The 13,567-nt window shown below is 62.6% G+C and carries 10 protein-coding genes; 3 read left to right on the top strand and 7 right to left on the bottom strand.

Features of this window, described 5'->3' with window-relative positions; genetic code table 11:
- Positions 1-34 precede the first annotated feature (34 nt).
- Positions 35-541, top strand: a complete 507-nt coding sequence (locus FOM02_RS07400; protein WP_265441529.1) for a D-glycero-alpha-D-manno-heptose-1,7-bisphosphate 7-phosphatase — start codon at positions 35-37, stop codon at positions 539-541.
- Between the two features lie 124 nt (positions 542-665).
- On the opposite strand, the gene FOM02_RS07395 is transcribed toward FOM02_RS07400, so the two are convergent.
- The 6 genes from FOM02_RS07395 to FOM02_RS07370 form a co-directional block, all read right to left on the bottom strand.
- Positions 666-2,303, bottom strand: a complete 1,638-nt coding sequence (locus FOM02_RS07395; protein WP_265441528.1) for a carbamoyltransferase — start codon at positions 2,301-2,303, stop codon at positions 666-668.
- A gap of 328 nt (positions 2,304-2,631) precedes the next feature.
- Positions 2,632-4,758, bottom strand: coding sequence for a bi-domain-containing oxidoreductase (locus tag FOM02_RS07390; RefSeq protein WP_265441527.1), 2,127 nt, complete (start codon positions 4,756-4,758; stop codon positions 2,632-2,634).
- On the bottom strand, positions 4,755-6,020 hold the full coding sequence (gene wecC, locus FOM02_RS07385; RefSeq protein ID WP_265441526.1) for a UDP-N-acetyl-D-mannosamine dehydrogenase: 1,266 nt from the start codon (positions 6,018-6,020) through the stop codon (positions 4,755-4,757). The genes FOM02_RS07390 and wecC overlap by 4 nt, the downstream gene beginning before the upstream one ends.
- Entirely contained in the window at positions 6,017-7,276 is a 1,260-nt protein-coding gene (wecB, locus tag FOM02_RS07380; RefSeq protein ID WP_322596953.1) for a non-hydrolyzing UDP-N-acetylglucosamine 2-epimerase, read from the bottom strand. The genes wecC and wecB overlap by 4 nt, the downstream gene beginning before the upstream one ends.
- Positions 7,277-7,332: 56 nt before the next feature.
- The gene (locus FOM02_RS07375) at positions 7,333-8,607 is read right to left on the bottom strand and encodes a glycosyltransferase family 4 protein (protein ID WP_265441525.1); all 1,275 of its coding nucleotides are present in this window, start codon (positions 8,605-8,607) and stop codon (positions 7,333-7,335) included.
- A gap of 1 nt (position 8,608) precedes the next feature.
- Positions 8,609-10,072: a heparinase II/III family protein gene (locus FOM02_RS07370; RefSeq protein ID WP_265441524.1), complete on the bottom strand. Its 1,464-nt coding sequence runs from the start codon at positions 10,070-10,072 to the stop codon at positions 8,609-8,611.
- 396 nt (positions 10,073-10,468) lie between these two features.
- On the opposite strand from FOM02_RS07370, the gene FOM02_RS07365 reads away from it, so the two are divergent.
- Positions 10,469-11,278 (top strand): class I SAM-dependent methyltransferase, encoded by an 810-nt coding sequence (locus tag FOM02_RS07365; protein WP_265441523.1) that lies wholly within the window; start codon positions 10,469-10,471, stop codon positions 11,276-11,278.
- 140 nt (positions 11,279-11,418) lie between these two features.
- Entirely contained in the window at positions 11,419-12,339 is a 921-nt protein-coding gene (locus FOM02_RS07360; protein WP_265441522.1) for an NAD-dependent epimerase/dehydratase family protein, read from the top strand.
- A gap of 20 nt (positions 12,340-12,359) precedes the next feature.
- Here the strand turns inward: FOM02_RS07360 and FOM02_RS07355 are convergent, their stop codons facing one another.
- Positions 12,360-13,550, bottom strand: a complete 1,191-nt coding sequence (locus FOM02_RS07355) for an oligosaccharide flippase family protein (protein ID WP_265441521.1) — start codon at positions 13,548-13,550, stop codon at positions 12,360-12,362.
- Between the last annotated feature and the right edge of the window lie 17 nt (positions 13,551-13,567).

Genomic DNA, 13,567 nt, shown 5'->3' with positions numbered 1-13,567 from the left:
TCACAACGATCAGGGACGGCAGATGACTGCGGCAATGGTGCGCCCGGCGGTCTTTTTCGACCGCGATGGCGTGCTCAATCACGATCACGGCTACGTCTTCGAGACGAGCAAGTTCGAGTGGAGAGACGGCGCCCGTGAGGCGGTCAAGCTCGTCAACGACGCGGGCTATTTTGCCTTTGTCGTCACCAACCAGTCGGGTGTTGCCCGCGGGCTCTTCGAGGAGAGCGACGTCCAGGCTCTCCACCGCTGGATCTCGAAGGAGCTGGCGACGATCGGCGCGCACATCGATGCGTTCGAATATTGTCCCGACCATCCCGAAGCCATCATCGAGCGTTATCGGCGCGTGAGCGACCGTCGCAAGCCCGGGCCTGGCATGATCACCGACCTCCTCAAGCGCTTCCCGGTAGCAGCCGACAGAAGCATCCTGATCGGCGATAAGCCAAGTGACCTGGAGGCGGCCGAGGCTGCGGGCATTCAGGGCCTCTTGTTTCAGGACGGAAATCTCGAAGCCTTCGTGCGGCAAGCGCTCTCCTTGCGCTGAACCTGCACGATTCAACCCAAATGAGCCTGCCAACCTGGCTCATCGAGGTGACGGAGATCGAGCAGCCTCCGAGGTGAGGCGGCTCACTTCACGAGACGCCCCAGCCACAAGGGACGAACTTCACCTAGCGCGGCTTCGACAGCCGGTAGGGCCCGAGATACAGCACGTCCAGACCAGAGCAAAAATAGGTATGCAGCGCCTCCAACGGCGCGTTCACCGTCGGCTGCTCGTTGATGTTGAGGCTGGTGTTGATCAGGACCGGCAGCGAGGTCGCCTTCGCGAACTCGCCGATCAGACGGCTGTAGAGCGGATTGCTGTCCGCATGGACGCTCTGGATACGTGCGGTGTTGTCGACGTGGACCACCGCCGGCATGGTCTCGGCGACCTTCTCGTTGACCGGGAACGTCACCACCATGAAGGGCGCATCGAACGTGTCCTCGAAATATTCGGCCTGGCGCTCGTACAGCACCGACGGGCAGAACGGACGGAACTCCTCGCGATACTTGATGGTGAGGTTGATCCGGTCCTTCATGCCCGCATGGCGCGGATCGGCCAGGATCGAGCGGTTGCCGAGCGCGCGCGGACCGTATTCCATCCGCCCCTGGAACCAGCCCACCGTCTTCTGTTCCGTGAGGTCGCTGACGCAGCGCGAGACGGGATCGTCGAGCAGCTCGAACTTCGCGCCGATCTTGTCCAGCGTTTCCCGGATCGTGTCGTTGGAATATTCCGGTCCCCAATAGGCGTGGGTCAACGGCGCGATCGCGTGGCCCGCCTCCGCGCACTTCATCATCGCGGCGCCCAGCGCCACGCCCGCATCATGCGGCACCGGCGGGACGTAGAGACGCTTCACCGACGGCTCGGCCGCGATCTCCATGTTCATCTTGCAGTTCAGCCCGACGCCGCCGGCGATGCAGACGTCGCCACAGCCCGTCTCGGCGATCGCGGAGCGGATCACCTCGGTGGTGACGATCTCGAGTTGCTTCTGGCCGCTCGCGGCGATGTTGGTCAGCCGCTGGTCGAGCGGCGCGCCGCGCAGCCGCCGCGGGCCCAATATCTCCTCCATCTTCTCGGTGAAGATGCGCTCCTGCCGCGTCGAGAAATCGCTGGTGAAGATTTCGGCGTCGCGCCTGCGCTTGTCGAGCTCGGGATCGAGCTCGTAATTGATGCCGGCCGGTCGCAGCAGCTTGGCGAACTTGTCGAGATATTCGGGGCTGCCATACGACGACAGGCCCATGACCTTGTACTCGTCGTTGGTCATCTGATAGCCGAGATACTGCGTCAGCATCCCGTAATAGAGTCCGAGACTGTTGTGACGGCCGAACCGCGTCAGCACGCGGAAGTCGTTGCCACGTGCGTGGGCAACGAGACCGGAGCTGGAATCTCCGGAGAAGTCGAAACAGGCAACGGTCGCCTCGGAGAAACCGGAGCCATAGAATGAGCTCGCGGCGTGACAGAGGTGATGATCGTAGAGCTCGATCTTCGGGCAGTGCCCGAACTGGTACTTGAAATATTCGGTGAGGCGCTGCGTGTAGTTCGTATAGGTCTTCAGCGGCGAGCAGATCCAGTCGACGTCGCGCATGGTGATGCCGGCCTGCTTCAGGCAGTAGCCGATGGCACCGCGCGGCAGCTCGCCGCGCGCATGCTTGGCCAGCGTGAACCGTTCCTCCTCCGCGGCGGCAATCAGCTCACCGTCGCGCAACAACACGGCAGCGCCATCATGGTGGCCATGTTTGATTCCGGAGCTGATTCCAATCGCGTACATTCGTTCACACCTCGAAAACGCTTCTCAAGAAGTCCCGTGCAAAGCAGACCCACAAGAAACCCGGACCCGGCGGATGCTATGGTCGAGCTTGACCGCGACGTGCTCGCCTTCCCGCCAGAGTAGGGCGAGAACCGATCGTGCCCGGGTGGACAGCGCACGTGTAGATGGGACGGAAACGCCCCTGCTGGCTGCATAGTTACCAACGAGGCTTTGCGCCTGCAAGGGCGACGGTGGCGCGCGCTGACTTCGACACTTCCGAATTTGAGAGGGGCCGGACATACATCGATCGCTCGACTATGTCCCGAGCGCCTCGACCGAAAGCACCGCGCTACTCCGAGAGCTGTTTCTCGACCGCGAAACTGACCCGCGTCGCAGACAGCTGATCGGCGAGCGAGATCGGCCATTTGCCGCCCGGCTTGAAGGCTTCGACGAGCGCCACCAGCTCTTCGAACTGCCCCTTCTCGATGGTCAGGCCCTTCCAGCCGCCCTTCGCGCCGGTGACTTCCAAGCGCTTGTAGTCGTCGAGGACGAGCACCTTGCCGTCCACGAAAATATCAAAGCGCTCCTTGGGGAATTCCTTCGAGCCTAGCGACGTATAAGTCAGGGTGCACAGCGAGCCATCGGCGTAGCGAACGGTGGCGACGAAATTGTCGTCGCGACGCCAATGGCCACTGGCGGGCACGATCGAACGGGCCTGGACCTCGACCGGCTGGCTGCCGGTGAGCGCATTGAAAAGATCGTAGATGTGGCAGGCTTCGCCGATGTTGCGGCCTCCCCCATGTGGGCCATGCACCCAATGGTCGGAGGGAATGTACCCCGCATTCATGCGGTAATTCACGATCATCGGCGACAAACGGGCCTTGAGCACTTCGCGCGCCGCACTGACAGCCGGCGCGAACCGCCGGTTGAACCCCGTCATCAGAAGCGGTCCGTTCGGGTTTGCCGCGTAGAATGCCTCGATCGCGTCCAGACCCTCTTCGGTCATCGACGTCGGCTTCTCGACGAAGACGTGCTTGCCGGCCTTCAGCGCCGCCAGTGTCATCTCGGCGTGCAGGTCATGCCGGGTAGCGATGAGGACGAGGTCGATCTGCGGGTCGTCGAGAACGGCCTGGAAATCGGTGCTCGCGGTGCCGAAGCCGAAACGCTCGGCGGCCGTGCGCGCAGACAGACCGGTGCGGCTCACGACGCTGCGAAGGTCGAACTTGTCGCCGAGCTTCTTCAGGTTCGGCAGGTGCATGCCCTGTGCAAAGCTGCCGGCGCCGACAACCGCGATCTTGATGCGGCCGTCGACCGGCTTCGGAGGCGCGATCTGCAGCACGGACCGCACGGCCTCTTCGCGGTGCGGATACTGCAACAGGACCAGCAGCGGCTTCTCGCCCTCGCCCGCCAGCCGGCCATACGCCTCTTCCGCGTGGTCGATCGGATAGGGCTCCTGCAGCATGTTATCGAGCCGAATGCGGCCAGCCGCGAGCAGGCGAAGATACTCGCCCATGTTGCGGTTCTCGGTCCAACGGACATAGGCAAGCGGATAATCTCCGCCCTCCTCCTCGTAGACGGGATCGTAGCGCCCGGGTCCGTAGGAGCAGGAGATCAGGACATCGAGCTCCTTGGTGTAGATGTCCGATCGCGCCATGTTCAGGCCGACGTCGCCGACAATCACGACGCGCGCCTTCTTGCGGCAGGACTGAAACGCCTGAGCGAGAATGTCGCTGGACGCGGACGCCGCCGTGATGATCGCCGCGTCGGCGCCGAAACCATCGGTCAGCTTGACGATGCTGTCGACCAGATTGCCGTCGTTCGGATTGATGCCGTGATCGAGGCCATTTTCCAGCGCGGTCGCAATGCGCCTGTTGTCCACGTCGGTGCCGATGACGCGACAGCCGTTGGCGGTCAGGAGCTGCGCCGTGATCTGCCCGAGAATTCCGAGTCCGATCACGACGACCGTCTCGCCAAGCGTCGGCTGCGCGCGGCGCACGCCCTGCATCGCGATGGCGCCGAGCGTCACTGTGGCTGCGACGTCGAACGAGACCTGCTGCGGGATGGGAACGCACAGATTGACCGGAACGTCGATGACTTCGGCGTGGTTGGCGACGCCCGCGCCGGCGCAGGCAACGCGATCGCCGACCGCGATCCCGTCGACCTCCGATCCGACGGCGATGACGGTGCCGGCGGCCGAGTACCCGGTCGGCAGTCCCGCATCGAGCTTGCCCTTGACCTGCTTGTAGACGCGCGCCACGCCCTGATCGCGCATCAGCTGAAGCACCCGCTTGACATGGTGCGGCTGCTTGAGGGCGCGGCGATACAATGGGAGGCCCGACATCTTGACGCCGGCCATCTCGGTGCCGACGCTCACGCATGAACGCTCCACCCGGACCAGCACGTTCTTCGGACCGGCGACGGGCGCCGGGACGTCCTGCAAAAAGACCTTACCCGACCGGACCAGAAGCTGCTTCACGACCATACTCCACGCGTGTCGATCACCGCCTTGCCGTTCAGCTCGGCCGGCGCGATGTCATTGTAGGCACGATGATTGACCAGCATCACGACGATATGCGCCTCGGCGATCGCCTCGGTGACGTCATGCACCATGCGGACGTTCTTGTGCGTAGCGAGCTTCCCCGGCAACCGCTCGGCGAAGGGCTCCGACACCAGCAGCTCGCAGCTGTTCCACTCAGCCACCTGTTGGGCGATCTCGAGCGCCGGGCTTTCGCGGAAATCGTCGACGTCGGGCTTGAAGGCAAGGCCGAGCGTCAGCACCTTCGGGTAGGCGCCGACTGACCGAGCGCCGGCGATGGCGGTCTTGATCTTCTCGAGAACATAGGACGGCTTGCCGTCGTTGACTTCGCGCGCGGTGCGGATCAGGCGGGTCTCCTGAGGGGCCGCCTCGACAATGAACCAAGGGTCCACCGCGATACAATGGCCGCCGACGCCCGGTCCCGGCTGGAGGATGTTGACGCGCGGATGATGGTTGGCGAGCCGGATCAGCTCCCAGACATTGATGTCGAGCTTGTCGCAAACGATCGATAGCTCGTTTGCGAAGGCAATACCGACGTCGCGGAACGAGTTTTCGGTCAGCTTGCACATTTCCGCCGTGCGGACGTTGGTCTTGAGCAGGCTGCCGGTGCAGAAGATGCGATAAAGCTCCTCGGCGCGCGCCGAGCATTTGGCCGTGATGCCGCCGATCACACGATCGTTCTCGACCAGCTCGACCAGCACGCGTCCGGGCAATACGCGCTCGGGGCAATAGGCGACGTGAACGTCGCAATCGTCGCCCCCCGAGAGAGGCATGCGCAGATCGGGCCGCAGAGCCGCAAGCTGAGCCGCCATCCGTTCCGTCGTTCCCGGCGGCGAGGTCGATTCCAGCACGACGAGATCGCCGTGCTTCAGGACCGGGGCGATGGATGCCGCCGCGGCCTCGACATAGCTGAGCTCCGCCTTCCCATCATGAAATGGCGTGGGGACGGCGATGATGAAGGCATCCGCCGGTGCAGGCTTCGTGGCCGCCCGCAACTTTCCGACCTGGACGGCGCGCGCGGTCACCGCATCGAGGTCGGGCTCCACGATATGAATCTGCCCACGGTTGATCTTGGCGACGACCGCCTCGCTGACGTCGACACCCACGATCGAAACGCCTCGCGAGGCGAGCACGACCGCGGTGGGGAGCCCGATATAGCCGAGGCCGACGACACAAATCGTTTTTAGCTTTACGTCGCTCACAGTTGATCCTCGATCACCTTGCGAATTCGCTTTGCGGCCATGCCGTCGCCGTATGGATTGATCGCTTGCGCCATCCGCCCGTAGTGATCGCGATCGGTCAACAACCTGCTCGCCTCTTCGACAATACGCTCGCGGAATGTACCCACGAGAATCACGGTGCCCGCATCGACGGCCTCGGGCCGCTCGGTGGTTTCGCGCATCACCAGGACCGGCTTGCCCAACGACGGCGCCTCTTCCTGCACACCGCCGGAGTCCGTGATGATGAGGTATGAGCGCTCCATCAGGTAGACGAATGGCTCGTAGTCGAGCGGGTCGATCAGATGGATCCGCTTCTGGGCTCCGAGCAGGCGTTGGACCGGCGCCAGGACGTTGGGGTTGGGATGGACAGGATAGACGATCTGCACATTGTGCCGAGTGACGATGTCGAGCAGCGCGCTGCAGATATTTTCGAACCCGTCACCGAAATTCTCTCGCCGGTGTCCGGTCACGAGGATCAGCGGAAGATCGGGATCGAGGTAGCTGAATCGCTTCTGCATCTGGGCGCGTGCGGACGGCGCCACCTTCATTCGTTCCACGGTTTCCATCAACGCGTCGATGACGGTGTTGCCGGTGACATGGACATGTGAGGGATCGACCGCCTCGTCGAGCAGATTTTGCCGTGAGCGCTCGGTCGGCGCGAAATGAAAGCGGGTTGCCAAGGTGGCGACCCGGCGGTTCATCTCTTCCGGCCATGGTGCGCTGAGGGATCCGGACCGCAGTCCCGCCTCGACGTGACCGACGGGCAGCTTGCGATAGAATGCGGCAAGCGACGCCGCCAACGTGGTCGAGGTATCGCCGTGGACCAGGACGAGGTCCGGTTTCTCCTGATCCAGGACCTGCCCGATGCCGGTCAAGAGCTTTGCCGTCAGCTGATCCAGAACCTGGTTTGGCACCATCAGATTGAGATCATAGTCCGGCTTGATCGCGAACAGGTCCAGGACCTGATCCAACATGCCCCGGTGCTGCCCAGTCACGCAGACCCGCAGATCGAGAGTCGCGCTCCGCCGCAGTTCGGTCACAACGGGGGCCATCTTGATGGCTTCAGGACGCGTCCCGAATATCGCTATCGCTTTCCGCATGCTGGATTTTGCGTTCCGCTTCAACCTCAGCCGGGGCCCCAGCCCCGGCGGAGCCGCTGTGTAGCCACTGGCGCGGAAATATACAAACTCAAATAACACTCGGGTCAGGCGAAAAGCAGGACGTGAATCCTGCGTCAAAAAACTGTCAAATTACAGGCGTTTAGACGGCATTGGGAAGGTGACCGAGCAGACGATTAGCGCATTGTCGGCGACGTGCCTCGATCCGGCTTGTCCGAATCTCCGGGTTCCCGCGCACAACACCGCTGCAGGGCTTCCAGCATGCTGTCTGCAAGGGCCATGCGGTCGTAACGGTTGGCGCCGCTGGCCGCTTTCTCTGCCAATTCGTGCCTGCGGGCCGGATCTCTCGCCAGCTTCTCGATCGCGTTCACGAGGGCCTCGACGCTATCCGGCTCAATGACCTCCGCCGCTCCAATCGGCTCGAGCAATCGTTCCAGTTCGCCGCGGACGTTGGTGATTATCGGCGTGCCGGTCGCCAGCGCCTCGAAGACCTTCGACGGAATGACCGTTTTGAACAGAGGCGTGTTCTTCAGGAGGATCAGCGTGACGTCGCTCAGATGCCAATAATCGATGACTTCCGCGTGTGACATGCGGCCGGCAAACAGCACGTTCCGCAGGCCACGACGTTCGGCCTGTTGCTCCAGCTCCTCGCGGTTCGCACCGGACCCCACGATGACGAACTGTACCTCCGGAACTCGAGTCAGGCATTTATCCGCGGCGTCGAGGATGAGTTGCAGCCCGTGTGCCATCCCCACCGTACCGATGTAGGAAACGACGACCTTGTTCTCGGCTCCGAGCTTTTGGCGCAGTGATGGCGGCGCGCATCCCGGCGCGAGCTTCGCGAGGTCGGCTCCGTTTGTCACGACAACGATCTTGTCGGGATGTATGCCGAGCGCAATCAGCACGTCGCGGGTCGAGTAGGTGACCACAACGATGAGATCCGACTGCCGGTAGAGGAAATGTTCCAGCCGCCGAACCAGCTCGACCAGCAAGCCCTCTTTCATGGCGCCGACAGCGACGATGGAATCGGGCCACAGGTCGCGTATTTCGAGCACGAAACGCCTGCGATAGACCCGGCTGACGAACCAGCCCGCGACGGCCGTAAAGATGTGCGGCGACGTCGCAACGACGATGTCCGGCCGCTTCACGAAGAATGAGGCAACGGTGGCCGTCACCATGTAGCTCAGGAAATCCAGGATTCGCAGAAAAAGGCCGCGGTTGGGAAACACGAGCGTGGGAACGCGCAATACGTCGATGGAATCCATGGTCTCGCGCTTGTAGAGCGATTGCCGATAACCTCCGAAGACCTTGCCGTCTGGATAGTTCGGAAAATTTGTCACAACGTCGACTTGATGCCCGCGCGCGACCCAGCGCCGCGCATGCGTGCTGCAGCGAATTGCCGGCGCGCTCGCCTCGGGCGGGTAATGGTCGGTCAACAAAAGAATGCGCAAGTCACAGCTCAAAGCGGGTTTCGACTCTCATAGGTATCCTCCCCGTATACCTCCACGCAAGGACGGGCCGCAAGATTCGCTGGCCGAAGGTCGGAGAGTAATATCCCTCGCTCACGAAGCACTCCGGGGCACCCTGCATTGAAACCCTCAAGGCCGGCCTGTCGGGGAGTTCTATCCTCCAACCCTGCCCATCCGGTTCGACACGGCTGACGGACGGGTGCAGTGGAAAGCGGCCAATAACGGCGTGACTGCCCTCCCCCGTCACATCGTCACGAACCACCAGCGAGGTCGTGGAAACCGCGACCTCGCGGCGGTGAACGGGCCTGCCGGGCAGCCAACGGTAGCCATCATGGCTTGCCCACGCCTTGTCGCCGCACGCGGATACCGATTTGTCGAAGGTATGCGCACGTCGTCCGACTCGAAAGCTGGCCCAGACCTCGCTGGAACTCTCTGCGTCGACCTCAACGGTCGCATGAGCGGCAGTGGACCGCTCCTCGTTCCGAATTGCGCCGTCGGCATAGGTCGACGTGCCGGAATTGACGATCAGGCGCTGACCGGCGAAAGATACTTCAAGGCACAGCGTGTCCGCATGTGCGTGTCCCGGCAGGTAAGAAGGCCCAACCTCTGCAGCGTCAAAGATCGCGAGCCATGGACCAGACGCGAGTCGTATGTAGCCGCTCTCGGCCACACGACCGACCGCAACGTCGGCAATAACCGGAATATTCAGCGATCTCGCATAAGCGGCGAGCTGAGCACCGGTCCTTGCGATACCGAATGCCGCATCATTGAAAAAGGCGATTTCGCCGTCCGGATGGCTCATCTTGTTGAGCCAGGTGAGCATGCGCTGGGCCAATTCTGGCCAGCCGACCGATTCTGCGGCAAGCGCCTGTGGATAGATCTTTGCAAGCTGAACCAGATCCAGCACGTCCTCGAGCAGGATCGCATGGTACATCGGACTAAGCTCGAAGTGCCCGCCATCGCCGAGGACCTGCTCGCGCCATTCCCTCTCAAGCAGGTCAAGTCCCATGCGCAACCAACCTTCCGCTTCCCTTCCCGAGAAGTAGCAGCCGGCGAATACCAGCGCCTTGGCATTTGCCAGCAGATGGTTGCCGAGTAGGTGATACTCGAGCAAGCGGCTGAGCGTCCGCGCCTGGAGAGCGAGACTGTCGCGCGCCGCGACATCGAGTTCGTTGCCCGCGAGCGCCCAGGCAATCCAGTTCACGATCCGCAGGGACATCGGATATGGCTCCCAGCCATTCCCCGTCCCAGGCGGATTTTCGGCGATCCACGCTTTGATCAATTCGCGGTGCCATGACGCACGGCCCTCGCATGCCTCGGCGCGCAAGTCGTCGAAATAGTGCAGGTTGTAGAGCCACAACTTCGGCATTGCCGAATTGTTCCAGCCAGCGCCCTCCAACAGCTCCGCCGCCTGCCCCAGGAACCCGAAGCGCCGGGGCGACAGCATGGTGGCCGGTCGTCCCGCGGCGTTCCGCCACGTCTCAATCTGGGGGCGCAAGCCCAATGCAGGTCGGTGCACGACGCCCGGCGGAAAAAGCCGTCGCGTGACACGATTGACAACCTGTCCGGAACGCAAGTGGCGCACTGTACGGACTAGGCGCGCGGCATCGCCCCATCGTTTCCCGAACATTCCGCATTCCGGCCGTATGTTTCGCCCACGTGCTGATAACACTTTCAGAGCCGAGTTCAATAGCTTCGCCTGCAAGCAAGGTGCCTGCGCCATCTGCGTCGAGCCGCTGAGTTTCGACAAAAGAGACCTGAGAACACGGCAAGGGGCCCGCGCCGCTATTGTTGCGCCTATCCAACCGGGGGCGTAGAGTTGTGAGATGATGCGAGTGGTTCCATGAACAATTCAGCTGTCCACGACTACTGGAACGAGGCTGCCTGCGGCGAGGCCGCCTATGCCGTCGGCATCGAGGCCTCGGAGCGCTTCTCCAGCCAACGCGAGACGAGGTACGAGCTCGAGCCATTCATCAGGCCATTCGCCCGTTTCGAAGAAGGACATCGGCAGGATGTGCTCGAAATCGGCGTTGGCATGGGTGCGGATCATGAGCAATGGGCACGCAGCGGCCCTGCCCGGCTTTGCGGCATTGACCTCACTCCACGCGCCGTCGACCTGACGCGCGAACGTCTCGCCCTCGCCAATCTTCAATCCGAGCTCCAGGTCGCCGACGCAGAACGGCTTCCCTTCCCGGACGCAACGTTTGATATCGTCTACAGTTGGGGCGTTCTGCACCACAGCGCCGAAACACCGCAGGCCTTTAAGGAGGTTGCCCGCGTGCTGAAGCCCGGAGGCATTGCGCGGGTGATGATTTACCACAAGTGGTCGCTCGTCGGTGTGATGCTTTGGCTGCGCTACGGAGGCTTTTCGTCGAACTTCGCCTCGATCTACGCGAAGCATCTTGAGAGCCCCGGCACCAAGGCCTACTCGACGCGGGAGGCAGCGGCGATGGTCGAAGCCTGCGGCCTGCGCGTTGCCAAGATGGAAGTCCAGCTAAGTCCAGGAGACTTGCTGTCCGGCGCGACGGGCCAGCGTCATCGCGGCCGCCTCTTGTCGATCGCCCGACGCCTTTGGCCGAGACGGATCCTGCGCAGTGTGGCGCGCCCGCTCGGCCTCTACCTCATGATCGAAGCAATCCGTCCCTCAGAATAATAGGCCTTCCCGCTGCGTATCCTGCTCATCCGCAGTTCGGCCGCGGACCTTGGCGGTCACGGCACATGGCGACGGCAAGCGCCGTCTCATCAGGTGATGTACAGATCGCAGTCCGAAGCACCATCCACGATTGTCCCATAATGGCCGACCAAAAAAGCTGTATCGTCCTAGGCGCCTCGAGCCAGCCGGGCTCGTGGCTAGTCCCCTCTCTCCTGCAGGACGGTTGGACCGTCCATCTGATATCCCGCGGGGTGAAGCCCCAGCTCGAATACGGCGCGAACGCGAGATGGCACAGCCTTGATCTGCGAGACCCGACCTTACGATTTCCCGAGGTCAAAGCGCGGGTCGTCTTTGACACGCTGGGCGCGAGCCCCGCTTGGCTCGGAGCGATGCGCAGCGTGGGCGCCGAGCGCGCTATCCTGTTTAGCAGCAGCAGCGTTCTGACAAAGGTCGACTCCACCGATCTCGTCGATGCCCAAGGGATCGCAAATATCGTGATGAGCGAAAGGACCTTTGCCGAAAGCTGCGACCAACAGCACATTGCATGGACGATTTTCCGCCCGACGCTCATCTATGGTGGCAAGTTCGGAGATCGTACCGTACAGGACATCGCGCGCGTCATCCGTCTGCTCGGATTTTTTCCTGTCTTCGGCAAGGCGAGTGGATTGCGGCAGCCCGTCCATGCGGACGACCTTGCCATCGCCTGTCGACAGGTTTGCGATAATAGCGCGACTTTCGGCAAGACCTACCAGCTCGCCGGAGACGAAATTCTTTCCTACCGCGACATGGTCCGGAGGATCTTCCAGGCGATGGGAAAGACGCCACGCTTCCTGCGCATCCCGCTTCCCGTCTTCGAACTGGCCGCCAAGGTGCTTCGGCTGCACCCCCGCTACGCGCATATCCGCTCGTCGATGGCCGAACGGATGCAAAAGGACATGACTTTCTCCAATGACGCGGCGACGCTGGATTTCGGCTACGAGCCCCGGCGATTCAAGCCCGTCGTCGGAGCCGGAGCGCCCGTCCTCGCTGGCCATCCGGAAGCCGAGCGGGCGGCGAAGTGATCTCGCTCCAAGTTGCGGCGTCAGCGCTCGGCGGGAACTCCAAACCTTAGGCTGTCTAGGAGCAGCCAGGCACAGACGAAGCCAGCGCAGGCACTTTGAATCCACGCCAGGCCGACGGCGCCCAACTGCCCGAACAGCGCAACGGAAAGCACTGCCTGCAGAGCCGCCGCGCACAGCCAGGCCAGGACCTGCGACCAGGGAAATCCGCTCGCCGACAGGAACTGGGAGGCTGCGGAGGCAATGCCGATGAAGAACACGCCCGGAAGCAGCGCGAGGATGATGACTACGGCGGGCTCGTAGGCCACACCGAAAACAACTGTGACGATTGGCTTTGCCAGCGCGGCACACGCCGCGCAGACCACCGCCATCAGCAAGGTCATCTGAAGCAACGCGACCTTGTACTGCTGCATGCGCGCCGCGCCCTTGGCGCGCACGAGCGCGGGGAACAGAACAAGGCCGATCGTCGCGGGCAGGATCAGCAACGCGTCGGAGATCTGTGCCGCGATCGACCAGTAACCTATGTCCACAAACTCACCGAATTGCCTGAGCACCATGACGCTCATGCGGCCCATCAGGAAGCCCAGCAGAGTCGCGACATGAGCCCGCAGCGCAAATGCGATACCGTCCCGAAACAGCGCAAAGTCAAAGCGCCGTGGAATGTCGGCGCCCTTCGCCAGGACGACCCAGGCGACGACGCAGGTGACGAGCGAGGCAATGAGGGCGGCAACCAGGAACCCACCTAGCTGTGGAGTGGGATAGGATGCAAGCAGCGCCGCACCGATGGCAGCGACGCCGTTGAGGATGATCAGAGCGTTGAAGGTCCTGGGCCGATTGAGAGCGACTGCGATGTTGGACAGGTAAAGGAATAGGAGCAGCGACGGCGTCAGCGTCAGCACGATTGCGACGAATACGAAGTTTTGCTCGGGACCGCCGATCGCCAGATCGAACACGAGAACGCCCGTCGCGGCCGCAAGTCCGGCCAAGCCGGCAAGCCACAAGGAGTTCGCCATGATCCGGGTGAACAAGGCCGGCGTCCGCGCAATCAGGTAGGTATTGCTCGACTGAATGCCCAAGGAGGCAATCTGCACGGCAATCGCAGCGAGCGTCACGGTGTAGTAATAGCGCCCACGCTCGGCGGGACCGAGCATGCGCGCCGTCAGGATCGCCACGCCAAGCTGACCCAGGATGGCAAGGCCCCGCGCCAGCAGCATCTCGGCATAAGTGTAAA

It is taken from the genome of Bradyrhizobium sp. SEMIA, from assembly GCF_014844175.1.
Lineage (GTDB): Bacteria > Pseudomonadota > Alphaproteobacteria > Rhizobiales > Xanthobacteraceae > Bradyrhizobium > Bradyrhizobium arachidis.
The sequence above is the reverse complement of the archived record's forward strand: the minus strand, read 5'-3'. Positions and strand labels throughout refer to the sequence as shown.